Source organism: Streptomyces sp. S.PB5 (genome assembly GCF_030403745.1).
In the GTDB taxonomy this organism is placed as follows: Bacteria; Actinomycetota; Actinomycetes; order Streptomycetales; family Streptomycetaceae; genus Streptomyces.
The window spans coordinates 110,225-134,167 of sequence record NZ_JAQMWP010000009.1; the positions used below are offsets into that span (position 1 = coordinate 110,225).

The 23,943-nt window shown below is 70.4% G+C and carries 18 protein-coding genes and 1 pseudogene; 10 read left to right on the forward strand and 9 right to left on the reverse strand.

Annotation, left to right across the window (positions count from 1 at the left end; genetic code table 11):
• Window positions 1-235 precede the first annotated feature (235 nt).
• A pseudogene (locus PH203_RS49695) lies at window positions 236-874 on the forward strand (tetratricopeptide repeat protein); the annotation flags it as partial.
• A 95-nt stretch (window positions 875-969) separates the two neighbouring features.
• Here the strand turns inward: PH203_RS49695 and PH203_RS24140 are convergent.
• Together PH203_RS24140 and PH203_RS24145 are read right to left on the reverse strand one after the other, a co-directional pair.
• Window positions 970-1,659 carry a response regulator gene (locus tag PH203_RS24140; RefSeq protein WP_289922871.1) on the reverse strand — a complete coding sequence of 230 codons (690 nt, stop codon included), beginning with the start codon at window positions 1,657-1,659 and terminating at the stop codon, window positions 970-972.
• The gene (locus PH203_RS24145; protein ID WP_289922576.1) at window positions 1,656-3,443 is read right to left on the reverse strand and encodes a sensor histidine kinase; all 1,788 of its coding nucleotides are present in this window, start codon (window positions 3,441-3,443) and stop codon (window positions 1,656-1,658) included. The genes PH203_RS24140 and PH203_RS24145 overlap by 4 nt, the downstream gene beginning before the upstream one ends.
• Before the next feature lie 152 nt (window positions 3,444-3,595).
• Between PH203_RS24145 and PH203_RS24150 the strand changes: the two genes are divergently transcribed.
• Together PH203_RS24150 and PH203_RS24155 are read left to right on the forward strand one after the other, a co-directional pair.
• On the forward strand, window positions 3,596-4,972 hold the full coding sequence (locus PH203_RS24150; RefSeq protein WP_289922577.1) for a cation:dicarboxylase symporter family transporter: 1,377 nt from the start codon (window positions 3,596-3,598) through the stop codon (window positions 4,970-4,972).
• A 354-nt stretch (window positions 4,973-5,326) separates the two neighbouring features.
• On the forward strand, window positions 5,327-6,091 hold the full coding sequence (locus tag PH203_RS24155; protein ID WP_289922578.1) for a DUF2127 domain-containing protein: 765 nt from the start codon (window positions 5,327-5,329) through the stop codon (window positions 6,089-6,091).
• 12 nt (window positions 6,092-6,103) lie between these two features.
• Here the strand turns inward: PH203_RS24155 and PH203_RS24160 are convergent, their stop codons facing one another.
• Window positions 6,104-6,544, reverse strand: a complete 441-nt coding sequence (locus tag PH203_RS24160; RefSeq protein ID WP_289922579.1) for a MarR family transcriptional regulator — start codon at window positions 6,542-6,544, stop codon at window positions 6,104-6,106.
• 90 nt (window positions 6,545-6,634) lie between these two features.
• Here PH203_RS24160 and PH203_RS24165 point away from each other — a divergent pair, with 90 nt between their 5' ends.
• Together PH203_RS24165 and PH203_RS24170 are read left to right on the forward strand one after the other, a co-directional pair.
• Window positions 6,635-7,294 (forward strand): maleylpyruvate isomerase family mycothiol-dependent enzyme, encoded by a 660-nt coding sequence (locus PH203_RS24165; protein WP_289922580.1) that lies wholly within the window; start codon window positions 6,635-6,637, stop codon window positions 7,292-7,294.
• Window positions 7,295-7,471: 177 nt separating this feature from the next.
• Window positions 7,472-9,046 carry an AAA family ATPase gene (locus tag PH203_RS24170; RefSeq protein WP_289922581.1) on the forward strand — a complete coding sequence of 525 codons (1,575 nt, stop codon included), beginning with the start codon at window positions 7,472-7,474 and terminating at the stop codon, window positions 9,044-9,046.
• Here PH203_RS24170 and PH203_RS24175 read toward each other — a convergent pair.
• Together PH203_RS24175 and PH203_RS24180 are read right to left on the reverse strand one after the other, a co-directional pair.
• On the reverse strand, window positions 9,025-9,912 hold the full coding sequence (locus PH203_RS24175; RefSeq protein ID WP_289922582.1) for an aldo/keto reductase: 888 nt from the start codon (window positions 9,910-9,912) through the stop codon (window positions 9,025-9,027). The genes PH203_RS24170 and PH203_RS24175 overlap by 22 nt on opposite strands.
• 1 nt (window position 9,913) lies before the next feature.
• The gene (locus PH203_RS24180) at window positions 9,914-10,828 is read right to left on the reverse strand and encodes an NAD-dependent epimerase/dehydratase family protein (RefSeq protein ID WP_289922583.1); all 915 of its coding nucleotides are present in this window, start codon (window positions 10,826-10,828) and stop codon (window positions 9,914-9,916) included.
• A gap of 45 nt (window positions 10,829-10,873) precedes the next feature.
• Here PH203_RS24180 and PH203_RS24185 point away from each other — a divergent pair, with 45 nt between their 5' ends.
• From PH203_RS24185 to PH203_RS24205, 5 genes are all read left to right on the forward strand, one after another.
• Window positions 10,874-11,383: an Lrp/AsnC family transcriptional regulator gene (locus PH203_RS24185; protein ID WP_289922584.1), complete on the forward strand. Its 510-nt coding sequence runs from the start codon at window positions 10,874-10,876 to the stop codon at window positions 11,381-11,383.
• Between the two features lie 29 nt (window positions 11,384-11,412).
• Complete coding sequence (locus tag PH203_RS24190) at window positions 11,413-11,799, forward strand: MerR family transcriptional regulator (protein ID WP_289922585.1); 387 nt, start codon at window positions 11,413-11,415, stop codon at window positions 11,797-11,799.
• Complete coding sequence (locus PH203_RS24195; protein WP_289922586.1) at window positions 11,796-12,110, forward strand: thioredoxin domain-containing protein; 315 nt, start codon at window positions 11,796-11,798, stop codon at window positions 12,108-12,110. Before PH203_RS24190 ends, PH203_RS24195 begins: the two co-directional genes overlap by 4 nt.
• A gap of 153 nt (window positions 12,111-12,263) precedes the next feature.
• Entirely contained in the window at window positions 12,264-14,540 is a 2,277-nt protein-coding gene (locus tag PH203_RS24200; protein ID WP_289922872.1) for a UvrD-helicase domain-containing protein, read from the forward strand.
• Window positions 14,541-14,594: 54 nt separating this feature from the next.
• Window positions 14,595-15,995: a cytochrome gene (locus PH203_RS24205; RefSeq protein WP_289922587.1), complete on the forward strand. Its 1,401-nt coding sequence runs from the start codon at window positions 14,595-14,597 to the stop codon at window positions 15,993-15,995.
• Window positions 15,996-16,081: 86 nt separating this feature from the next.
• Here PH203_RS24205 and glgB read toward each other — a convergent pair whose 3' ends face one another.
• The 4 genes from glgB to PH203_RS24225 all read right to left on the reverse strand — a co-directional run bounded on the left by glgB (window position 16,082) and on the right by PH203_RS24225 (window position 23,857).
• The gene (gene glgB / locus PH203_RS24210) at window positions 16,082-18,553 is read right to left on the reverse strand and encodes a 1,4-alpha-glucan branching enzyme (protein ID WP_289922588.1); all 2,472 of its coding nucleotides are present in this window, start codon (window positions 18,551-18,553) and stop codon (window positions 16,082-16,084) included.
• 31 nt (window positions 18,554-18,584) lie between these two features.
• On the reverse strand, window positions 18,585-19,982 hold the full coding sequence (locus tag PH203_RS24215) for a maltokinase (protein ID WP_289922589.1): 1,398 nt from the start codon (window positions 19,980-19,982) through the stop codon (window positions 18,585-18,587).
• 93 nt (window positions 19,983-20,075) lie between these two features.
• A complete protein-coding gene (gene treS / locus PH203_RS24220) occupies window positions 20,076-21,776 on the reverse strand; it encodes a maltose alpha-D-glucosyltransferase (protein WP_289922590.1) in 1,701 nt (566 codons plus the stop codon).
• Window positions 21,773-23,857: an alpha-1,4-glucan--maltose-1-phosphate maltosyltransferase gene (locus PH203_RS24225; RefSeq protein ID WP_289922591.1), complete on the reverse strand. Its 2,085-nt coding sequence runs from the start codon at window positions 23,855-23,857 to the stop codon at window positions 21,773-21,775. The genes treS and PH203_RS24225 overlap by 4 nt, the downstream gene beginning before the upstream one ends.
• Window positions 23,858-23,943: the final 86 nt, after the last annotated feature.

The following is a 23,943-nucleotide window of genomic DNA, read 5'->3' on the forward strand; positions in this document are numbered from 1 at the left end:
GAAGGCGGCGTTGCTGGCGGCCCTGGCGGAGGGCGCGGGCGGGGACGGCGGGCGTCAGGCCGTGCCGGCGCTGGCGCGGGCCATGGGGTTGGACGCGGGGGCGTCCGTGCAGGAGATCGCCGAGGCCGCGGGGGATCCGGCGCGGCGGGATGCCGTGTGGGAGTGGGGCGAGTCGGTGGCGCGGCTGCTCGCGGGGGATCCCGAGGGGGCGGCGGCCGGTGCGGTCGCTAAGGCCATGGAACGGCACGCGCCGGGGAGCGGGGCTTCCTGGTACGACGGCGACCACACCGACTTCCGGAACGGTGTCTTCCTGCGCGAGGTGATCGGCGTACAGGTCGTGATCCAGCAGGGCGGGGGCGCCGCCGTACCCGAGGCGCTGGCCGGATTGCCGCCGAGGCCCGGTGGGTTCACCGGGCGGGAGGAGCAGGTGGGGGCGTTGCTGCGGGCGCTTCAGCCGGATGAGGCGAGGGCGGGGACGGGGGCGCGGGCGGGAGAGGCGATCGAGGCCCACACTCGTGCCCGTGACCTGTTCCAGGAGGCCGGGGACTTTCACGGCGAGGCCATCGCGTGGAACAACCTCGGTGGCGCTTTGCGGGAGGTAGGCCGGGCGGGGGAGGCGATCGAGGCCCACACCCGCGCCCGGGACCTGTACCAGGCGGCCGGGGACCGCCACCGCGAGGCCACCGCGTGGCACAACCTCGGCAGCGCCCTGTGGGAGGTGGGCCGGGCGGGGGAGGCGATCGAGGCGTACCGTGCGGCCCTGGAGGCGCTCCAGGGGTTCGACGACTGGTACAGCTACGGCCGGACCTTTGAGAACCTGGCCTTCGCCTTGGAGGCGGTCGGCCGTCCCGCCGAGGCCCGTGCCGCCTACCTGCTAGCCGCCGACGCCTTCACTTTCGCCGACGCCCCCGACCGAGCCGCCCAAGCCCAAACCCGAGCCACCGCCCTAAACAACCCCCCACCCCCCACCTACGGCCCCTTGACCCACCGATACTGCAACTCAGGCCGCCCCACAGTCCCGTACTGCGGAGCCCGCGCCGCCCTCCCCGCCTCCACCAAATGCTCCAGATACCGCCGAGCAGTGATCCGCGAAATCCCCACCACCTCGGCCAACCCCGTGGCCGTAAGTCCCTCCCTGCTGTCCCGCAGCGCCCCCGTCACCCGCTCAAGCGTCGGCCCGCTCAACCCCTTGGGCAGCGCGGCCGGACCCGGTGCCCGAAGCGTCGCCAACGCCCGGTCCACCTCGTCCTGCCCGCTCGCCTCACCGGCGGCGCCCCGGAACTCGGCGTACCGGACCAGCCGGTCCCGGAGCGTCGCGAACGTGAACGGCTTCAGTACGTACTGCACGACCCCCAGCGAGACCCCCTCCCGCACCACCGTCAGGTCCCGGGCCGACGTCACCGCTATGACGTCTGTCTGATGGCCGGCCGCCCGCAGCGACCGGGCGAACTGCAAGCCGTGGACGTCCGGCAGATGCAGATCCAGCAACAGCAGATCCACCGCCGTACGGTCCAGCAGCCGCCGCGCCTCCGCGCCGGTGTGGGCCTTGCCCACCGCTGTGAAGCCCTGCACCCGGTTGACGTACATGACGTGTGCGTCGGCGGCGACCGGGTCGTCCTCCACGACCAGGACGCGGATCGGCTGTGGCTGGGTCGTCATGCGTCGCCTCCCGATGCGGTACCCCGTGAACCGGCGCCCTCCGGCTCCGGGGTCCCGGGCTCGATGCCCTGCGGATGGGCACCGTCCGGCTCGGCACCGTCCGGCCCCGGGGCTCGCGGCTCGATCCCCGCCGATACGGCACCTGTCGTCGACGCATCTTCGGGCACCGCCGCCGTCTGCGCACGCGCGGCCCCCCGCAACGGCAGACGGACCTCGAACTCCGCCCCGCCCCCGGCGGCCTCCGACACGGTCAGCGTGCCCGCGTGCCGGGCGACCGCCTGCCGTACCAGGGCCAGGCCCAGCCCTCGTCCGCCCGGCCCCGCCGGCTTGGTCGAGAAGCCTCGCTGGAAGACCGCCTCCGCGTGCGCGGGGTGCACGCCCTCCCCCGTGTCGGAGACCCGCAGGACCAGCTCGTCGGCGCTGTCCGTGTAGGCGGTCACGGTGACCCGGGCGCCCACGCTGCCCTGCGCCGCGTCCACCGCGTTGTCGATCAGGTTGCCGAGGATCGTCACCAGGTCGCGTGCGGGGAGTGACTCCGGCAGGAGGCCGTCGTCCAGGCGGCTGTCCTCCGACACGACCAGCTCGACGCCCCGCTCGTTCGCCTGCGCCGTCTTCCCCAGCAACAGCGCAGCCAGCACCGGCTCGCTCACCGCCGCCACCACCTGGTCCGTCAGCGCCTGCGCCAGTTCCAGTTCCGCCGTCGCGAAGTCCACAGCCTCGTCCGCCCGCCCCAGCTCGATCAGCGAGACGACCGTGTGGAGCCGGTTCGCCGCCTCGTGCGCCTGTGACCGCAACGCCTGCGTGAACCCGCGCTCGGAATTCAACTCGCCCATCAGGGACTGGAGTTCGGTGACGTCTCGAAGTGTGACGACCGTTCCCCTGCGCTCGCCGCCCGACACCGGCGAGGTGTTCACCACCAGTACCCGGTCCGCCGTCAGATGCACCTCGTCCACCCGCGGCTCCGACGCCAGCAGCGCTCCCGTCAGCGGCGCGGGCAGACCCAGTGACGCGACAGAGCGGCCTACGACGTCCTCGGCCACGCCCAGCAGCTCCCGCCCCCCGTCGTTGATCAGCGCCACCCGGTACTGCCCGTCCAGCATCAGCAGGCCCTCGCGTACGGCGTGCAGCGCGGCCTGGTGGTAGTCGTGCATATGGCTGAGCTCGGCCGCGTTCATGCCATGGGTGTGGCGGCGGAGGCGGGCGTTGATGACGTAGGTGCCCACCGCGCCCAGGGCGAGAGCCCCGCCTGCGACTCCCAGCAGGGCGGTCAGCTGGCCCTGCACCCGCTTGCTGATCGCCTCTACCTTGATACCGGCGCTGACCAGGCCGATGACCTTGCCGTCCGCCTGGATCGGGGTGACCGCGCGGACGGAGCGGCCGAGGGTGCCGGTGTAGGTCTCGGTGAAGGACTCGCCGGCCAGCGCCGGGGCGATGTGGCCGCGGAACGTCTTGCCGATCTCCGACTCCGTCGGGTGGGTCCAGCGGGTGCCCCGCGTATCCATGATCGTGACGAAGTCGACCTCGGCGTCCCGCATGACCCGTAGCGCGTACGGCTGGAGCCGCGCCGAGGGGTCGGAGGTGCCGATCGCCTCCCGGACCGACGGGGAGTCCGCGACCGTACGCGCCACCGCCATCGCCTGCCGGCCCGCCGCGTCCTCCGCCTGGCTGCGGTCGCTGACGTACGTGAAGAGCGCGTATCCGGCGACGAGCACCGCTATGAGCACGGCCTGCATGGCGAAGAGCTGGCCGGCCAGGCTGCGGGGTCTCGGGACGGGGATGCGCATGTCGTCAGTGTGCCTCCGAGGTTAAGCATGAACTAAATGAACGGAAGGGTGACCGCCCTCACAGGGCGGGAGATAGTCACGGCATTCCTCTAAAGCCCGGACGTGAGCCGCACGCCGGTGCGAACCGACGAAGACGTCAAAGGAGGGCAGCCGTGGCCGCCAGCACCCCCGAAACGGCACCCGCAGTCAAAAAAGACCGCACGCACTACCTCTACATCGCCGTGATCATCGCGGTCGCCCTCGGCGTCGCCGTCGGTCTGGCCGCTCCCGACTTCGCCGTCGAGCTCAAGCCCATCGGTACGGGCTTTGTGAACCTGATCAAGATGATGATCTCCCCGATCATCTTCTGCACGATCGTGCTCGGCATCGGCTCCGTACGGAAGGCCGCCAAGGTCGGCGCCGTCGGCGGTATCGCCCTGGTCTACTTCACGATCATGTCGCTGGTCGCGCTGGGCATCGGCCTGGTCGTCGGCAACATCCTGGACCCGGGCACCGGCCTCGCGGTGACCGACGCGGTCAAGGACGCCGGTCACGCACAGGTCGACGCGGAGGCCAAGGACACCACCGAGTTCCTGCTGGGCATCATCCCGACCACGATCGTCTCCGCCTTCACCGGCGGTGAGGTGCTCCAGACCCTGCTCGTCGCGCTGCTCGCCGGGTTCGCGCTGCAGGCCATGGGTGACGCAGGTCAGCCGATCATCCGTGGTGTGGAGCACATCCAGCGCCTCGTCTTCCGCATCCTCGCCATGGTGATGTGGGCCGCGCCGATCGGTGCCTTCGGTGCCATCGCCGCCGTCACCGGTTCCGCCGGTCTGGACGCGCTCAAGAGCCTCGCGGTGCTGATGCTCGGCTTCTACACCACCTGTTTCCTCTTCGTCTTCATCGTGCTCGCCGCGCTGCTGAAGATCGTCTCGGGTCTGAACATCCTCACGTTCTTCAAGTACCTGGGCCGTGAGTTCCTGCTGATCCTGTCCACCTCCTCCTCCGAGTCGGCGCTGCCGCGCCTCATCGCGAAGATGGAGCACCTGGGCGTCAGCAAGCCCGTCGTCGGCATCACCGTCCCGACCGGTTACTCCTTCAACCTCGACGGCACCATGATCTACATGACCATGGCCTCGCTGTTCATCGCCGACGCCATGGGTACGCCGATGTCGATCGGTGAGCAGATCCCGCTGCTGCTCTTCCTGCTGGTCGCCTCCAAGGGCGCCGCGGGTGTCACCGGTGCCGGTCTCGCGACCCTGGCCGGCGGCCTCCAGTCGCACAAGCCCGCCCTGGTGGACGGCATCGGCCTCATCGTCGGCATCGACCGCTTCATGAGCGAGGCCCGCGCCCTCACCAACTTCGCGGGCAACGCCGTCGCCACGGTCCTCATCGGCACCTGGACCAAGGAGATCGACCGCCAGCGCGTCGACCAGGTCCTCGCCGGCCACCTCCCCTTCGACGAGAAGACCCTCCTCGACGACGGCCACGGCACCGCTCCCGCGGAGGTGCCGGAGCAGGGCGGCGAGAAGGAACTCGCCAAGGCCTAGCCCCGGCCCGGCCGTCCCCCCGGCCCGGCCGCCAGCCCCGGCCCAGCCGGGGAACGGACTCCGGGCGGCTGAGTAGCTCCCCCGTCGCTCAGCCGCCCGGGCAATGATCAACCGGGAACGGTAACTCGATCTCGGAACGACAACTCAATCGCTCGGCTTCGCCACCACAGTCCGGTGGCACGAGAGGCGGTACGCCCGCCGCGGTCAAAACGGTGACCGCGGCGGGCGTACCGCCTCTCCGGCTGCCGGGGCCGGGCACCCCGCTCACCGTCGGCTCACCGGACTCTTACCCCCTCCCACTAGCGTGCCGCGTCTGTCCGGTACGGACGCAGAACAGTGGTGGAGGCGCGGGGGATGGCGATCGACTGGGACCGGCGGACGTGTGCGCGCCGCGGGCATGTGACGTACGCGCCGGACGACCCCCGGCTGCGGGTCCGGCTGCACGCCGAGACCGCCCTCGGGGAGGTCTGGCGCTGTCTGCGCTGCGGCGACTTCGCGCTGGGGGAGCCGCATGGCGCGGGACCGGCTTCCGAGGCCCCTCTGGTACCGCGCGGCACGGTCCTGCGTGACCTGTTCATCCTGCGCTTCCTGGCCGTCGAGCGGGCCGTGCGCGGGGTGTTCGTCGTGCTGGTGGCGCTGGCCGTCTGGAAGTTCAGCAACAGCCAGGACGCGGTGCGCCGCCTCTTCGACGAGTATCTGGACGTCTTCCGCCCGGTGTTCCGGCACTTCCACTACGACCTCGACCACTCACCGGTCGTCGGCACCGTCCAGAAGACCTTCGGCTACCGCCACGACACCCTTGTCCTGGTGGCGGTGTTGCTGCTCGCCTACGCGGTGATCGAACTCGTCGAGGCGGTCGGCCTCTGGTACGCCAAGCGCTGGGCGGAGTATCTGACGGTGGTCGCCACGGCAGCGTTCCTCCCCCTGGAGATCTACGAACTCACCGAGCACATCAGCTGGTTGAAGATCGGCACGCTGGTCCTCAACATCCTCGCCGTCGTATACATCCTGCTGGCCAAGCGGCTGTTCGGGCTGCGCGGCGGGCACCGAGCCTTCGAGGCGGAGCGGCGCAGTGCGTCGCTGCTGGAGGTCGAGGCGGCGGCGAAGGTGCCCGCCTGACCCGGCGGGACGTCAGGCCCAGGGGTCCGTGATCTCCCGCAGCAGTGTCAGCGCCTCGCGCAGCTGCTTCATCCGCCGCTCGCCGAGATGCTCCTTCCACTCCCTCTCGACCTCGGCGACCACCCCGTCGGCGACCTCCTTCGCCGCCCACGCCTTCTCCGCGCCGCACACCAGCCGGGCCCGCCTGTCGGTCGGGTCCGGGACGCGTCGTACGTAGCCCGACTTCTCCAGCTGGTCGACCAGGAAGCCCGCGGTCTGCTTGGTGATCTGGGCCTGTTCGGCCAGTTCGGTCAGCCGCGTGCCGTCGGGGCCGATGCGCTGCATGACCCGGGCCTGGGCGGGCGTGAAGTCGTCGAAGCCGGCCTCGGCGAGGGCGGCGAAGACGCGGTTCTCCAGGGCCCGGTACGGGAGGAACAGGAGCACGCCCGTGTTGAGGTCGCTCTCCGTCGCCATGGTCGCTGTCTCCAGATCCGGTGCTTGACATTGGTCAGAGTCTCTGACTAATTTGGTCAGAGAAGCTTACCACTTGAGTGGGTGATTCCCATGGGTGCCGTATCGGAAGCCGCGCTGGACACCGACGAGCTCTGGCAGATCGTCGACCGGGAGCGGGAGAGCCTGGCCGATCTCCTGGACGGGCTGAGCCCGGAGGAGTGGGAGACGCGGACGCGGTGCGGTGACTGGCGGGTCAGGGATGTGGCCGCGCATCTGACGATCGCCGCGCGCTTCACCTACGGGCAGGTCGTACGGGAGATGCTCCGGGCCCGTGGCGACTGGAACCGGATGATCCATGACTCCGCCGTCCGCGAGGCCGCGCTGCCGGTCGGGGACATCGTCGGCAACCTCCGCTCGATCATCGGCTCCCGCCGCCTCGCCCCCACCACCTCACCCCGCGAACCCCTCCTCGACCTCCTCGTCCACGGCCAGGACATCGCCCTCGCCCTCGGCCGCCACCGCGAGATGCCCCCGGCCGCCGCCCGCGACTCCGCCGACCGCGTGTGGACCATGCGGTTCCCGCCCCGGCCGTGGCCCCTGCCGAAGGCGCGGCTCATCGCCACGGACATCGCGTGGACGCGGGGCGAGGGGGCGGAGATCAGCGGTCCCGTCTCGGCACTGCTGCTCCTGCTCACCGGCCGCCCGGACGCGGCCCGTGAGTGGGCCGAACGCGCCGGGGAGCCGTGGACGGGGGGCATGGCTCCCCGGTGACGTCCTCGATGACGTCCTCCCGTCCTCGGTGACGTTCTCCGGTCCTCGGTGACATATCGGCCGACACCTCTCGCCCCTTTCCGGACCCTTCGCCGCCACTTGCCCAAAATCCTTTGACCCGCCCGTCCGCTCGGCCCCACGCTGGAAAGCCTCGGCACCGGACGTACGGAGGCGGCCATGGGGGAGTCCGAGGTGTACGGGGCCACGCAGGGAGCGGGGGCGGGGCATGCGGTCGTGTCCGTGGGGGCGGCGGAGCCCGTGGCGGCGCATTCGCTCGACCGGATCGAGGAGTTGTTCACGGAGTTCCTCATGGCGGTCGCCCGGCCGGTGGACCAGGCGCGGGAGGACGGCCGGAATCTGAGCCGGCGGCTGCAGGCCCACCTGGGGTCCGATCCGTCCGGGTGGCCCGTCGTCAAGGCCGCCTATCCGCCGTACGACCTGCCCAACGTCCATCTCGCGCTGGAGAGTTGGTTCGCCGCCGACGGCCGCTCCCACGAGCTGGTCGGGCTGCGCGGCTCCCGGCACCGCGGTGATCTCTCGCTCGGTGACATCATCGAGTCCGCCGACCGCCATGACCGGTTCACCGTCGGCGCCGTCGAGTACGCCCATCTGCCGGTCTCCCCGGACGCCGAACTCGCCTGCGTGTCCTGCGGGTTCTTTCTCGGCGAGGAGGGCGGCGAGCGGTTCGCGGTACTGCTGCGCGGGCCCGCCGACGAGTACGGGCGCAACAAGGTCGAGATCGAGGTCATCGCGGCGGAGAAGGAGTTCTCGGACCGCGTGCTCGCCGAGATCGACGTGCTCGTACATGAACACAACGTCTTCCGCGGTCAGGTGCTGTCCTTCGAGGGCTCGGAGTTCGGGCACGGCCTCGGGCCGTTCCGCTTCCACCGTCGGCCGGGCCTGACCCGTGAGGAGATCGTGCTGCCGGCCGGTCTGCTGGACCGCGTCGACCGGCAGGTCGTCGGTGTGGCCCGGCGCCGCGAGCAACTGCGCGCGGCCGGACAGCACTTGCGCCGGGGGCTACTTCTCTACGGCCCGCCCGGCACCGGCAAGACCCACACCGTCCGCTATCTCCTCTCCCACCTCCCGGAGTTCACGGCCGTCATCCTCTCCGGCGTCACCATCGGCGCGATCGCCCCGGCCTGCGCCCTGGCGCGGATGCTCCAGCCTGCCCTCGTCGTCCTGGAGGACTGCGACCTCATCGCGGAGGCCCGTCACTTCGGAGGCGGTGAACAGCCCCTGCTCTTCCAGGTGTTGAACGAGATGGACGGCCTCGGAGACGATGCCGACGTCGCCTTCCTCCTCACCACCAACCGCGCCGACCTCCTCGAACCCGCCCTGGCACAACGCCCGGGCCGCGTCGACCTGGCCGTCGAGATCCCCCTCCCCGACGCCGAGGGCCGGGCCCGGCTCCTCGACCTCTACGGCGGCGGGCTCGGCCTCGACGCGGAGATCGTCGCGGAAGTGGTGGCGCGTACCGAGGGCACGACCGCCTCCTTCACCAAGGAGCTGGTACGGCGGTCCGTGCTCGTCGCCGCCGAGCGGGAGTCGGCGCGCACGGAACCGCGGGACGTCCGCGCGGCCCTCGACGAGCTGCTGTCCGACCATGACCGGCTGACGCGGCGACTGCTCGGGGTGCCGGGCGGGGAGGACGTCGAGGACGAGGACTGGATGCCGGACGGCGACGAGGACGAGGGAGAGTCAAGGGCGAGGCCGATCGTCAGGGGCTTCTACACACCGCCGCCGCGCTGACCGTCCAGCCGCGCCAGCTCCTGCGCGCTCAGCACCAGCTCCGCCGCCCCCGCCGAGTCCCGGATCGTCTCCGGACGGCTCGCCCCCGGGATCGGAATCAGGGTCGGCGACTTCGCCGACAGCCAGGCCAGGCAGATCTGTTGGGGACTCACCCCGCGCTCTGCCGCTACCTCGTGGAAGGCCCCGTACCGCCCCCTTCCCGGCAGTCCCGACGGCCCGTCCAGCGAGCTGCGCGAGATCCCGCCCAGCGGACTCCACGGCAGGAAGGCCAGCCCGAGCTCCGCGCACAGCCGCAGCTCGGCCTCGGCGGACCGTACGGCCGGCGAGTACTCGTTCTGCACCGACACCAGCCGGTCGCCGAGGATCGCACGGGCCGTACGGATCTGCTCCGCATCCGCGTTGGAGACTCCGGCCAGCCGGATCTTGCCCTCGTCGAGCAGTTCGCGCAGTGCGCCGACCGAATCCTCGAAGGGCACGGCGGGGTCCGGCTTGTGGAGTTGGTAGAGGCCGATGGCCTCGACGCCGAGGCGCTTCAGTGATCCCTCGGCGGCCCGCTTCAGATGCCGGGGGTCGCCGTTCACCGTCCAGCTGCCGTCGGCCGGCCGGCCCCGGCCGCCCTTCGTGGCGACCAGCACCTCGGAGCGGGCGCCCGCGAGGGCGCGGGCCACGAGCCGTTCGTTGTGGCCGGGTTCGGCGCCGGGCAGATGGTAGGAGTCGGCGGTGTCGAACAGGGTCACCCCTGCGTCCAGCGCCGCCCGCACGGTCGCCAGGGCGCGCTCCTCGTCCGGCCGTCCCTCGATGGACAGCGGCATCGCACCGAGGCCCACGGCACTCACCTTGAGGTCGCCGAGTGTGCGGTACCGCATGTCAGTTCCCGTCCTTTCCGAGCGTCTCCGCCACGGCCGACGACAGCCAGGCCGGTGCGGCACGGAAGGCGAAACCGAGCCTCGTGGCGCGGGAGTTGTCCATGCCGTAGGAGCGGAAGAAGGAGAACGGCGAGACCTCGCCGACCTCGACCAGCTGGAGCACGACCTTGCCGTCGGGGATGTGCGCGACGATCGCCTCGCACAGGTCGACGGTGGCCAGCGGGCCGTGGGAGGCCGCGTTGACCGGGCCGGTGAAGTCCTCGCCCGCCGCCCACACCAGGAAGTCGGCGATCTCCTCGACGTGGATGTAGGTGGCGGGCTGGTTGGAGAAGGGCACGGCGATCGGCTCGCGGGCCCGGATCCGGGAGGCGTAGTGGTCGAGGCGCCCCGTGAAGTCGTCGGCCCCGCCCAGCACATGGGCCACCCGGACGGCCACGTACGGGAAGTCCGGCGCGGCCGCGAACACCGCCTCCGCCTGTCGCTTGCCCTCGCCGTAGTGGGAGTCGAGGAACTCCGGGTCCTCCCAGGGGAGTTCGAGATCCACGGGCACGCTCAGCGGATCGACGGCGTCCTCACGGACCGGCGTGATCGAGTCCTCGTACTCGTACACCTCGACCGTCGACGTCATCACATAGCGCCGGGTCCGTCCCGTGAACACCCGCCGGGCGATCTCCGCCTGCTTCGGTGTGTAGCAGACCTGGTCGACGACGACGTCGAAGGTGCGGGAACCGAGCGCCTCGGTGAGGGACCTCTCGTCGTTCCGGTCGGCGACCAGGTGCGTCACGCCGGGCGGCGGGCCGGCCGAGCCGCGGTTCAGTACCGTCACCCGGTCCCCGGCGGCCAGCAGACGTGTGATGAGCCGCTTGCCGAAATAGCGGCTGCCGCCGATGACCAGTATCTCCCGTGCCTTTTTCATGACCATAATTCTCCCGGCGTACATCCACGTCCTGAAGGGGGAACCATGGGAGTTCAGGCCGCCGCACCGAAAGAACCCCGGCATCTGCGCCCCGCCACCAGCGAAACCTCGGTGGCCTTCGACGAGCTGGACCGGCAGATCCTCCAGCTGCTCCAGACCGACGGGCGGATCAAGCTGAGCGAGCTGGGGCGCCGCGTGCGGCTGAGCCCGGCGGCGGTCACCGAGCGGGTGCGGCGGCTGGAGGCGGCGGGGGTGATCGGCGGGTACGGCGCGCATGTCGTGCCGAGCCGGCTCGGGTACGGCATCCAGGCGTTCATCCGGGTCAATCCGCACGGCGGCTACAACCTGAAGCATCCCAGGACCCTGGAGCTCATCGAACGCCCCGAGATCATCGAGGTGCACCACGCGGTCGGCGAGGACTGCTGGATCCTCAAGGTCGCCGTCCGGGACACCGTCCATCTGGAGGAGGTGCTGGAGGAGGTCTCCGCGCTGGGCCGCACGACCACCTCGATCGTCCTGACGTCCCCGGTGGAGCGGAAGCCCTTGTTGCCTTGACGCCGACGTCAAGGCTTACGTTCGTAGGCATGCGAATCGGCGAGCTGGCCGCACGGGCCGGGACCACCACGCGGACGCTGCGGTACTACGAGTCGCGGGGTCTGCTGCCCGCGCGGCGCGGCGGCAACGGGTACCGGACGTACGACGAGAGCGATCTGAAGCTGCTGCGGCAGATCAGGACGCTCCAGGACTTCGGGTTCGACCTGGAGGAGACGCGGCCCTTCGTGGAGTGCCTGCGGTCCGGGCATCCCGAGGGTGACTCCTGCCCGGCCTCGCTCGACATCTACCGGCGCAAGCTGGCGGAGCTGGACGGGCTGATCGGCGAGCTGCAGGCGGTCCGTGCGCAGATCGGCGTACGGCTGGCCGCGGCCGTAGGAGAGCCACCGTTGTGCGAACTGGGAGGGCAGGAACAGTGATTGACGTGACGGACGCGGATTTCGCGGCGGAAGTGATCGGCGCCGATCTGCCGGTGCTGGTGGAGTTCACGGCCGACTGGTGCCCGCCGTGCCGGCAGATGGGGCCGGTGCTGCGCGCCCTCGCGGCCGAGGAGGGCGACCGGCTCAAGGTGGTGCAGCTGAACGTGGACCACAATCCGCTGACCACGAACGCCTACAAGGTTCTCTCGATGCCGACCTTCATGGTCTTCCGTGGCGGTGAGCCCGTGAAGTCCATGGTGGGAGCCCGGCCGAAGCGCCGTCTGCTGGAGGAACTGGCCGACGTGATCTGACTTCCCATAACCCAAAAATCCCCTCGGCAATTGCGCCGGGGGGATTCTTTTGCTTACACTCAATGGTTCGCGACTTTACGGGAATTAGGTCGCGGAGAAGCTCAGTAGGCACAGTATATCGGCGTGGGAGTGGAATTGTCAAACAGCGATGAAATTCGCGGTGAGCAAGAATTCATCGACACCCTGTACGCACGCGTGGACGCCCTGCGAGGGGACACCGAGGCCGGAGTCACCGACGCGCTCGCCCAGGGCAACACGCCCATGCAGGCCCGTCTGGAGCGGGACATCCTGGTCGCCGAGCGGTCCGGGCTGCTGGCCGCGCTCAACGCCGTCGACGGCTCGCTGTGCTTCGGGCGGATCGACCTGACCTCGGGGACCAGCCATCACATCGGCCGTATCGGACTGCGCACCGACGACGCCGAGCGTACCCCCGTCCTGATCGACTGGCGGGCCGACGTCGCCCGCCCCTTCTACCTCGCCACCGGCCACACCCCGATGGGCCTGCGCCGACGCCGGCACATCACCACCGACGGCCGTACGGTCACCGCGCTGCACGACGAGATCCTCGACCTCGGCGACCAGCGGCGCACCGGCCACGAGGACCCGACCGGAGACGCCGTGCTGCTCGCCGCGCTCGACGCCGCGCGCACCGGCCGGATGCACGACATCGTGCAGACCATCCAGGCCGAACAGGACGAGATCATCCGCGCCCCGTACCGCGGGGTACTGGTCGTCGAGGGCGGCCCCGGCACCGGCAAGACGGCCGTGGCCCTGCACCGGGCCGCGTATCTCCTCTACGAGTACCGGGAGTTGCTGGCCAAGCGTGCCGTCCTCATCGTCGGCCCCAACCCCGCCTTCCTCGGCTACATCGGCGAGGTGCTGCCCGCCCTCGGCGAGACCGGCGTGCTCCTCGCGACGGTCGGCGAGCTGTTCCCCGGCGTGAAGGCGACGGCGGCCGACACCCGCGAGGCGGCCGCGGTGAAGGGCCGCGCCGACATGGCGGACGTGCTCGCCGACGCCGTACGCGACTGGCAGGCGCTGCCCGACCCGGTGATCGCCATCGAGCACGACCGGGAGGTCCTGATGCTCGACGACGGGCTGGTGAAGGTGGCGCGCGAGAAGACCCGGGCCGCGCGGCTGCCGCACAACGTGGCCCGCGAGCACTTCGAGGGCCACATCCTCAACACGCTCACCGAGCTGTACGCCGAGCGGGTCGGCACCGATCCGTACGACGGCACGAGTCTGCTCGACGCGAGCGACCTGACGCAGATCCGCGACGAGATCGCCGAAAACCCCGAAGTGTGGTCCGCCATCGACCAGTTGTGGCCGCGGCTCACCCCGCAGCGCCTGGTCGCGGACTTCCTCGCCGACCCGGTCGGCTACCTCCCCGACGAGGACGCGGCCGCCATCCGCCGCCCGGTGACACGGGGTTGGACCGTGGCGGACGTACCGCTGCTCGACGAGGCCGCCGAACTCCTCGGTGTCGACGAGCGGTTGGCCAGGGCGCGGGCGGACCGCGAACGGGAGACGCAGGTCGCGTACGCACAGGGCGTGCTCGACGTGTCGTATGCCTCCCGGACCTACGAGTTCGAGGACATCGACGACGAGAACTCCGAGGTGCTGTCCGCCCACGACATCATCGACGCCGAGCGGTTCGCCGAGCGGCACGAGGAGGACGACCACCGCAGCGCCGCCGAGCGCGCGGCCGCCGACCGGACCTGGGCGTTCGGGCACATCATCGTCGACGAGGCGCAGGAACTGTCGCCGATGGCCTGGCGGTTGCTGATGCGGCGCAGCCCGACCCGCTCGATGACCCTGGTCGGCGACCCGGCGCAGACCGCGGAGGCGGCGGGCGTGGGCTCCTGGGAGAAGATCCTCCAGCCGTACGTCGAGGACCGCTGGGAGCACACCCGCCTCGGCGTCAACTACCGCACCCCCGCCGAGATCATGGACCTCGCGGCGGCCGTCGTACGGGCCGACAACCCGGACTTCGAACCGCCGAGTTCGGTGCGGTCGACAGGCGTACGGCCCTGGGTGCGCGGCACCGACGACCTGCCCGGCGCCGTGGCCAAGGCGGTCGAGGAGCTGACGCCCGCCGAGGGGCGGCTCGCGGTCATCGCGCCGCGGCATCTGCACCGCAGGCTCGCGGCACAGCTGGACGGGGTGACGGCCGGCGCCGAGCCCGACCTGACGCGGACCGTCGTACTCCTCGATCCGCGGCAGTCGAAGGGGCTGGAATTCGACTCGGTGCTCGTGGTCGAGCCGGGGCTGTACGGCACGAGCGATCTGTATGTGGCACTGACGCGGGCCACCCAGCGGCTGGGGGTGCTGCACACCGGGCGGCTGCCGAAGGGGATGGCGGAGACAAAAGGGGTGGCGGACGCAAAGGGGATGGTCGACACATCCGCAGAAGTCATCACCAAGCCGTAACAGTTCGCGCACCCGTCACCGCGTGTGCACGGCCGGTGCGGTAAGCGTGTGCGTATGAACGTCCACCCGCACACGACCCCGCCACCGGCCGACGGCACCCCGCTCGAGTCGCTGCCCGTCGAGCCGCTGCTCACCGCGGAGTTCGACGTCGACCCCGGCGCGGTGTACGAGCGGCTGCGGCACACCTACGGCCCGGTCGCCCCGGTCGGGCTGATGGGCGTGCCGGTGTGGCTGGTGCTCGGGTACGCCGAGGTCACCGAGGTGCTGCGGAACGAGGGCCAGTGGCGGCGGGACGTCCGGTACTGGCGGGCCCGGGCCGAGGGACGACTGCCGCGGGACTGGCCGCTGCTGGCCGGGTACGAGGTGCGGCAGACGATGTTCATGGACGACGAGGAGCACCGGGCGGCCCGCCGCACCCTGCACTCGGCGCTCGGCCCCTTCCAGGACACCCGCAACCCCGAGGGCTGGGAACTGCGGGCCGCCGTCGCCCGGTACGCCGACGAACTGGTCGGGCTGCTCGCCGCCGAGTCGGGGTCCGTGGGCTTCGCCGACCTCGGCGCCCAGTACACCCGGCCGCTGCTGCTCATGATCACGACCAGGCTCTTCGGCTGCCCCGTGGAGATGGGCGACGAACTCGTCATGGACGTGTGGCGGATGCTGGACGGCGGACCGGACTCCGGACCGGCGACGGGACGGGCGCTGGGGGCGTTCACCCGGCTCGCCGCGCACCGGCGGGCCCGGCCCGGCGACGACCTCACCTCCTACATGCTGCTCTCCGACCCGCAGTTGAGCGACGAGCAGCTCGGGCGCGAGCTGTTCATGAACGCGGTCTACCTCAACGACATCACCGGCAACATGGTCCTCAACACGCTGCTGGAGGTCCTGCGCGGCAACGCGACCGTCCGGCGCAGCCTGCCGACCGGGCAGCTCGGCGAGACCGTCAACCGGGCGGCCCTCGTCAACCCGCCCGTGGCCAACATGTGCTTCCGGTTCGCCGCGCGGGACGTGCAGCTCGGGAACGTGTGGGTGCGGGCCGGCGACATCGTCTCCCCGTCGGCCGCGGCCGCCCACCGCGACCTGCTGGCGCTCAGCTCCTCCCACATGGTGGGCTCCATGGTCTCCACCCGCGCGCACCTGGGCTGGGGTGCCGGAACGCACCAATGCCCCAGCGCGGCCCGCGAGTTGGCCGGAATGATCGTCACGACCGCGGTCGGCCGCGTCCTCGACCACTTCACCCGCGCGGAACTGACCCTGCCCCCGGACCAGTTGCCGTGGCGCTCCGGCCCGGTGGTCCGGGGACTGCGCCTGCTGCCGGTGCGCTACGAGCTGGGGCCCAGGGCTCCTTCCGCACCCCGGCGCACGCCCCCTGCGGCGGTCCCGGCGAACCAGTCGACGGAGCACGAGTCGCGTGGGTTGCTGTCGATCCTGCGCAAGCTGATGTTCGGCGGACGCTGACCTCGCGTCGTTCTGGTGACGCGAGCGGGCCAGGGCAGGCCGACGCGATCGTCCGAGAAGTCCCTCGTGCCGCCCGGTTCGGATCCCTAGGCCGGCCGCAGCCACACCGTTGCCAGGGGCGGCAGGGTGAGGGTGATGCTCGCGGGGCGGCCGTGCCAGGCCGTCGCCTCCGGTTTGACCGGGTCGGGGTTGGTGATGTCGCCGCCGCCGTACTTGCCGACGTCGGTGTTGAGGGACTCGTGCCAGGCGGGGACGTCGTCGGGGACGCCGAGCCGGTAGTCGTGGCGGACGACGGGGGAGAAGTTGGAGACCGAGAGGAGCGGCACGCCCTCCGCGTCGAGGCGGAGGAAGGCGAAGACGTTGTCCTCGGCCGCGTCCCCCACGATCCACTGGAAGCCGTCGGGGGTGGTGTCCCGCTGCCACAGCGCCGGGGTGTGGCGGTAGACGATGTTGAGGTCACGGACCAGGTCCCGCACCCCACGGTGATCGGCCTCGGCGCCGTACGCCGGGTCGAGCAGCCACCAGTCCGGACCGTGCGCCTCGGACCACTCCGCGCCCTGGGCGAACTCCTGGCCCATGAAGAGGAGTTGCTTGCCGGGGTGGGCCCACATGAAGCCCAGATAGGCCCGGTGGGTGGCCCGCTGCTGCCACCAGTCGCCCGGCATCTTCGACACCAACGACCGTTTGCCGTGCACGACTTCGTCGTGGGAGATCGGCAGGACGTAGTTCTCGCTGTACGCGTACACCATCGAGAAGGTCATCTCGTTGTGGTGGTACTTGCGGTGCACCGGTTCGTGCTGCACATACCCCAGCGAGTCGTGCATCCAGCCCATGTTCCACTTCAGCCCGAAGCCGAGGCCACCGAAGCCGCCCGGCCCGATGTGATGCGTGGCCCGGGTGACGCCGTCCCAGGCGGTCGACTCCTCGGCGATGGTCACCACACCCGGCACCCGCCGGTACACGGTCGCGTTCATCTCCTGCAGGAACGCCACCGCGTCCAGGTTCTCCCGGCCCCCGTGCTCGTTCGGCACCCACTGGCCCGGCTCGCGCGAGTAGTCGAGGTAGAGCATCGAGGCGACCGCGTCCACCCGCAGCCCGTCGATATGGAACTCCTCGCACCAGTAAAGGGCGTTGGCGACCAGGAAGTTGCGCACCTCGCGGCGTCCGTAGTCGAACTCCAGCGTGCCCCAGTCGGGGTGGGCGGAGCGCAGCGGATCCTCGTGCTCGTACAGCGGCCGTCCGTCGAACTCGGCCAACGCCCAGTCGTCGCGCGGGAAGTGCGCCGGCACCCAGTCCATCAGCACGCCGATACCGGCCTGGTGGAGGGCGTCGACCAGGTACTTGAAGTCGTCCGGGGTGCCAAGGCGGGCCGTCGGCGCGTAGAACCCGGTGACCTGGTAACCCCATGAGCCGCCGAACGGGTGCTCGGCGACCGGCATCAGCTCGACGTGGGTGAACCCGAGGTCCTTGACGTACGCGGGAAGCTGCTCGGCGAGTTGACGGTACGTCAGCCCAGGGCGCCAGGACGGGAGATGGATCTCGTACACCGAGAACGGTCCCTCGTGCGCCGGGATGTCCCCGCGCCGCTCCAGCCACGCCTCGTCCTGCCACTCGTGGTGCGAGGCGTGCACGATCGACGAGGTGTTCGGCGGGGCCTCCGTGCGGCGGGCCAGCGGGTCGGCACGCAGCGTCTTCGAACCGTCCGGCCGGGTGATCTCGAACTTGTACAGCTCGCCCTCGCCGATCCCGGGCACGAAGAGCTCCCAGATCCCGGAGGAGCCCAGCGAGCGCATCGGGAATCCGGTGCCGTCCCAGAAGTTGAAGGTGCCGGCCAGGCTCACACCGCGCGCGTTCGGCGCCCACACCGTGAAGCGGGTGCCGGGCACGCCCTGGTGGGTCATCGGCTGGGCCCCGAGCGCCGTCCACAGCTGCTCGTGCCGGCCCTCGCCGATCAGATGAAGGTCCAGATCGCCCAGGGCGGGCAGGAAACGGTACGCGTCCTCGGTCTCCTGCGCGCTCCCCTCGTACGCCACGAGCAGCCGGTACTCCGGCACGTCACGCAGCGGCAGCAGGCCCGAGAAGAAGCCGTCGCCGTCGTCGTGCAGCTCGGCTCGCAGGGTTCCCGAGACGACCGTGACGGACAGGGCGTACGGCTTGAAGACACGGAAGGCGACACCGCCGGGCACCGGGTGGGCGCCGAGGACGGAGTGCGGGGAGTGGTGGGTGGCGGAGAGGAGGCGGTCGCGGTCGTGGGCGTCGAGGGCGGACGCCTCCGGCGGTTGAGCGGGGGCGGGCGAGGCCGCCTTGGCGGTGGCTGCCTTGGAGGTGGTCGCCTTTGCGGTGACCGTCTCTGCAGTGGTCGTCTTCTTCGTGGTCGTCTTCTTCGTGCCGGTCTTCTTCGCGGCGGTCTTCTTCGCAGGGACCTTCTTCGCCGCGGCCTTCTTCACGGCGGGCTTCTCGGCGGCTGCCTTCTTGACCGCTGCCTTCTTCACGCTTTTCGCGGCCTTCTTGGCCGACTTCTTCGGATCCGGATCGCTGGACGGGGGGCGCGGCGTCACGGGTGGAGCCTCCTCGGCTGTGCGGGTCGGATCAGGTCAGATCGGATGTGGCGTACCGCTCGATCGCGGCCATCGGCACGGGGAGCCAGTCGGGCCGGTGACGGGCCTCGTAGACGACCTCGTAGATCGCCTTGTCCGTCTCGTAGGCGCGCAGCAGCACCGGGTCGGTACGCGGATCGGTGCCGGAGACCTCGGCGTATCCGGAGCAGTAGGCGGCCCGGCAGGCGTGGGCCCAGCCAGGCATCGGGGGGTCGGCCGAGAGGGCCGCGTAGTCGAAGGAGCGGAGCATGCCGGCCACGTCCCGGGCCGGAGGCTGCGGCAGCCGGCGTTCGGCCAGCGGCTTCGACGGCTCGCCCTCGAAGTCGATCAGCGACCACGAACCGGCGGGCGAGCGCAGGCACTGACCGAGGTGCAGATCGCCGTGGATGCGCTGCGCCGTCCAGGTACGGCCCTCCGCCGCCAGGTCGGCCAGCGCCGTGAACGCCGAGTACAGACCGGGGGCGTACGCCCGGAGCGCGGGGACCGCCTGCACGGCCGTCTCCAGCCGTTCGATCATGCCGTCGACCAGCGGTTGCAGCTGGGCGTGGCCCAGGGCCACCGCGGGCAGTGCCCGGGCGAGCGCGGTGTGCACCTCGGCGGTGGCCCGCCCCAGCGCCCGGGCCTCCCCGGCGAAGTCCTCCCCCTTGGCCAGCTCGCGCAAGGCCAGTTCCCAGCCGTCCGCCGCGCCCTTGACGAAGGGCTGGAGCACCCCGAGGACGTACGACTCCTCGGTCCCGTCGCCGAGGTCCGCGTGCAGCCACGCCGTCGGCGCCGGTACCCGCGGGCAGCCTTCGCGGGCCAGCGCCAACGGCAGTTCGAGGTCGGGATTGACGCCGGGCGTGACCCGGCGCAGCAGCTTCAGGATGAACGTATCTCCGTAGACGATCGACGAGTTCGACTGCTCGGCGGTCATCATGCGCGGCACGAGTCCCGGCCGGATCTCCTGCCCCGGGTCGCGCTCGAAGCGCAGCCCGCCGATCCGGGCCCGCGCGCGCAGCGCCTCCAGGAGGACCTCGGCGGGCCGGGGGTCGTACAGGGCCTCGTACACCGTGTGGCCGGCGAGCGGGCCCTCCTCCAGATGTCCGATCAGCGCGGGCGCGAGATGGGGTGGCAGCGCCTCGCGCACACCTATGAGGAGCTGGTAGCAGTCGCCGGGGTGCGACTCGGCGCCCAGGGCGAGCGGCTGGTGGGCGCGGACCAGCAGGTGGTACAGGCCCAGCCTGCTGTGGGCCGGAAGCAGCTCGGTCTCCGCGACCAGGGAGAACCCGGTGACCGGACGCCCCTTGCCCGCGAACCAGCGCTGGCGCGGCAGCCACTCCCGCAGCAGTGGATCAAGTGACGCGAGCAGGGCGGGACTTGTCGTGGCAGTACGGATGACGGCTTCCGACATGGCGTCGCGTCCTTTCCCCGGGTGGGCGGGGTGTTACTGATGCGTGCCCCGGGCGGGACGGGAGAAACCGAGGAACTCCGTCCCGCCGGGCTTCTATACGGCGTCCTTGCGCAGCCGGAACCAGTAGAAACCGTGCCCCGCCAGCGTCAGCAAGTACGGCAGCTCCCCGATGGCCGGGAACCGCACCCCGCCGAACAGCTCGACCGGGTGCCGCCCGTTGAACGTGCTCAGGTCCAGCTCGGTGGGCTGTGCGAAGCGGGAGAAGTTGTGCACGCACAGGACGAGGTCGTCCTCGTACTCCCGCAGGAACGCGATCACCGCCGGGTTGGACGACTGGAGTTCCGTGTACGAGCCGAGCCCGAACGCCAGGTTCTGCTTGCGGATCTCGATCATGCGGCGGGTCCAGTGCAGCAGCGAGGAGGGCGACGACATCGACGCCTCGACGTTGGTGACCTGGTAGCCGTAGACCGGGTCCATGATGGTCGGCAGATAGAGCCGCCCAGGGTCACAGGACGAAAAACCTGCGTTGCGATCCGGTGTCCACTGCATCGGCGTACGCACTGCGTCGCGGTCGCCGAGCCAGATGTTGTCGCCCATGCCGATCTCGTCGCCGTAGTAGAGGATCGGCGAGCCGGGGAGTGACAGCAGGAGCGCGGTGAACAGCTCGATCTGGTTGCGGTCGTTGTCGAGGAGAGGCGCGAGGCGGCGGCGGATGCCGATGTTGGCGCGCATGCGGGGGTCTTTGGCGTATTCGGCCCACATGTAGTCGCGTTCTTCGTCGGTGACCATTTCGAGGGTGAGCTCGTCGTGGTTGCGCAGGAAGATGCCCCACTGGCAGCTCGACGGGATGGCGGGGGTCTTGGCGAGGATTTCGGAGACCGGGTAGCGGGACTCTCTCCGCACCGCCATGAAGATGCGGGGCATGACGGGGAAGTGGAAGGCCATGTGGCATTCGTCGCCGCCGGATCGGTAGTCGCCGAAGTAGTCGACCACGTCCTCGGGCCACTGATTGGCCTCCGCCAGCAACACCGTGTCCGGGTAGTGCGCGTCGATCTCCTTGCGGACCCGCTTGAGGAACTCATGGGTCGCCGGGAGGTTCTCGCAGTTGGTGCCCTCCTGCTGGTAGAGGTACGGCACCGCGTCGAGGCGGAAGCCGTCGATGCCGAGGTCCAGCCAGAACCGCAGCGCGGAGATCATCTCCTCCTGGACCGCCGGGTTCTCGTAGTTGAGGTCCGGCTGGTGGGAGAAGAAGCGGTGCCAGAAGTACTGCTTGCGGACCGGGTCGAAGGTCCAGTTGGAGGCCTCGGTGTCGACGAAGATGATCCGCGCGTCCTGGAACTGCTTGTCGTCGTCCGCCCAGACGTAGTAGTCGCCGTAGGGGCCGTCGGGGTCTTTTCGTGACTCCTGGAACCACGGGTGCTGGTCGCTGGTGTGGTTCATGACGAAGTCGATGATGACGCGCATGCCGCGCTGGTGGGCGGCGTCGACGAACTCGACGAAGTCGGCGAGGTCGCCGAACTCGGGCAGGACGGCGGTGTAGTCGGAGACGTCGTAACCGCCGTCCCGGAGGGGCGACTTGAAGAAGGGTGGCAGCCACAGGCAGTCGACGCCCAGCCATTGCAGGTAGTCGAGTTTGGCGGTGAGGCCCTTGAGGTCGCCGACGCCGTCGCCGTTGCTGTCCTGGAAGGAACGGACGAGGACTTCGTAGAAGACCGCGCGTTTGAACCAGTCGGGGTCACGGTCCTTGGCGGGGGTGTCCTCGAAGGTGTCCTGGACGGGCTCGTTGACGATCATGTTGTGGGTGACCCTCCGATCTGCGGGGTGGACGGTCGCAGGACGGTGAGGATGTGCGCGGGGCGAGTGCCCGGTTCGAGACGCACGTAGTTCGCCCTGCCCCAGTGATAGGTCTCGCCGGTGAGCTCGTCGCGCACCGGCACCGACTCGTGCCATTCCAGGCCGAGTTGCGGCATGTCCAACGAGACCGTGGCCTCCTGGGTGTGGTGAGGGTCGAGGTTGGCGACCACCAGAACCGTGTTCGAGCCGCTCCGCTTCGAGTACGCGATCACCGCTTCCTGGTCCGCGTGGTGGAAGTGGAGGTCGCGCAGCTGCTGGAGGGCGGGGCTGGCGCGCCTGATCTGGTTGAGGCGGGTGATCAGGGGTGTGATGGAGTCGGTGTTCTCCCAGTCGCGGGGGCGGAGTTGGTATTTCTCCGAGTGGAGGTACTCCTCGCTGCCCTCGCGCAGCGGGGTGTTCTCGCACAGTTCGTAGCCGCTGTAGATGCCCCAGGTCGGGGAGAGGGTCGCGGCGAGGACGGCGCGGACCTCGAAGGCGGGGCGGCCGCCGTGCTGGAGGTAGGCGTGCAGGATGTCGGGGGTGTTGGCGAAGAAGTTGGGCCGCATGTAGGCCGCCGCCTCGCCGGACAGCTGTGTCAGATACTCGGTGAGTTCGTCCTTGGTGTTGCGCCAGGTGAAGTACGTGTAGGACTGCTGGAAGCCGATCTGCGCGAGGGTGTGCATCATCGCCGGGCGGGTGAACGCCTCGGCCAGGAAGATCACATCGGGGTCGGTGGCGTTGATGTCCGCGATCACCCGCTGCCAGAAGATGACCGGCTTGGTGTGCGGATTGTCCACCCGGAAGATCCGCACCCCGTGGTCCATCCAGTGCCGCAGCACCCGCAGCGTCTCGGTGATCAGACCGTCCAGGTCGGCGTCGAAGGCGACGGGGTAGATGTCCTGGTACTTCTTCGGCGGGTTCTCCGCATAGGCGATGGTGCCGTCCGGGCGGTGATGGAACCACTCCGGATGTTTGTGCACCCAGGGATGGTCCGGCGAGCACTGCAGGGCGAAGTCGAGAGCGATCTCCAGGCCGTGCCGGCGGGCCTCGCGCACGAACCAGTCGAAGTCCTCGAGCGTCCCCAGATCGGGGTGGATCGCGTCATGGCCGCCCTCGGGGGACCCGATCGCCCACGGCACCCCGACATCCTCGGCGGTCGCCGACAGCGTGTTGTTGGGCCCCTTGCGGAAGGTGGTTCCGATGGGATGAATAGGCGGGAGATAGACGACGTCGAAGCCCATCTCGGCGATCGCCTCGAAGCGCCGGGCGGCCGTGCGGAAGGTGCCGTGCGGCTGCTCGGGCGTGCCCTCGGAGCGCGGGAAGAACTCGTACCAGGACCCGTACAGCGCCCGCTCCCGCTCCACCAGCAGCGGCAGTTCCTCCGACGCGGTCACCAGCTCCCGCAACGGATACCGGGCCAGCACCCCGTCCACCTCGGGGGTGAGGGCGGCCGCCAGCCGGGCCGTGGCCGGGCGGTTCTCGTCCCGGAGGGCCTCCACGGCGGTCCGGAGCACCTTGCGCAGGCCCTCGCCCTTGGGGACATCGGCGGCGGCCCGTTCGTACAGGCGTGCGCCCTCCTCCAGGACCAGGTCGGTGTCCATGCCCGCCGGGATCTTGATCTGGGCGTGGTGGCGCCAGGTCGAGACTGGGTCGCCCCAGGCCTCGACCAGATAGCTCCACAGGCCCTCGGTGTCCGGAGTGACGTCGGCGCCCCAGCGGTCGGTGCCCGGGGCGAGTTCGCGCATCGGGGTCCAGGGGCCGGCGCGGCCCTCTGGGTCCTTCAGTACGACGTTGGCGGCGACCGCGTCATGGCCCTCACGGAACACGGTGGCCGAGATCTGGAAGGTCTCGCCGGTGACCGCCTTCGCGGGCCGGCGTCCGCGCTGGACGACCGGGCGCACGTCGAGGACGGGTATGCGTCCGATGCCGTCGCCCGTGTCGGGTGGTTCGGGGGGCGGCGGTCCGGGGGTGACCGAATGCCGCTCGGGGGGTGTCTCGGTGCCGGTCGTCGGGGGTGCTGACGAGTGGTGCGTGGCGGGCATGACCGCTCCTGTCCGCGTCAACGTGGGTGGGCGGATGGCTGTGGGGAGGTGGGTCCTGCGGGGTGGTGCCTGGAGTTGCCTGGTGT

Bases quoted from the DNA above. Each gene is read 5' to 3' on its own strand.
- PH203_RS24160 (WP_289922579.1), bottom strand. From the start codon at position 6,544: ATGGCGACGGAGAGCGACCTCAACACGGGCGTGCTCCTGTTCCTCCCG.
- PH203_RS24155 (WP_289922578.1), top strand. From the start codon at position 5,327: ATGGCGATCGACTGGGACCGGCGGACGTGTGCGCGCCGCGGGCATGTG.
- PH203_RS24170 (WP_289922581.1), top strand. From the start codon at position 7,472: ATGGGGGAGTCCGAGGTGTACGGGGCCACGCAGGGAGCGGGGGCGGGG.
- treS (WP_289922590.1), bottom strand. From the start codon at position 21,776: ATGATCGTCAACGAGCCCGTCCAGGACACCTTCGAGGACACCCCCGCC.
- PH203_RS24140 (WP_289922871.1), bottom strand. From the start codon at position 1,659: ATGACGACCCAGCCACAGCCGATCCGCGTCCTGGTCGTGGAGGACGAC.
- PH203_RS24180 (WP_289922583.1), bottom strand. From the start codon at position 10,828: ATGAAAAAGGCACGGGAGATACTGGTCATCGGCGGCAGCCGCTATTTC.
- PH203_RS24165 (WP_289922580.1), top strand. From the start codon at position 6,635: ATGGGTGCCGTATCGGAAGCCGCGCTGGACACCGACGAGCTCTGGCAG.
- PH203_RS24205 (WP_289922587.1), top strand. From the start codon at position 14,595: ATGAACGTCCACCCGCACACGACCCCGCCACCGGCCGACGGCACCCCG.
- PH203_RS24185 (WP_289922584.1), top strand. From the start codon at position 10,874: ATGGGAGTTCAGGCCGCCGCACCGAAAGAACCCCGGCATCTGCGCCCC.
- PH203_RS24175 (WP_289922582.1), bottom strand. From the start codon at position 9,912: ATGCGGTACCGCACACTCGGCGACCTCAAGGTGAGTGCCGTGGGCCTC.
- PH203_RS24225 (WP_289922591.1), bottom strand. From the start codon at position 23,857: ATGCCCGCCACGCACCACTCGTCAGCACCCCCGACGACCGGCACCGAG.
- PH203_RS24215 (WP_289922589.1), bottom strand. From the start codon at position 19,982: ATGTCGGAAGCCGTCATCCGTACTGCCACGACAAGTCCCGCCCTGCTC.
- PH203_RS24145 (WP_289922576.1), bottom strand. From the start codon at position 3,443: ATGCGCATCCCCGTCCCGAGACCCCGCAGCCTGGCCGGCCAGCTCTTC.
- PH203_RS24190 (WP_289922585.1), top strand. From the start codon at position 11,413: ATGCGAATCGGCGAGCTGGCCGCACGGGCCGGGACCACCACGCGGACG.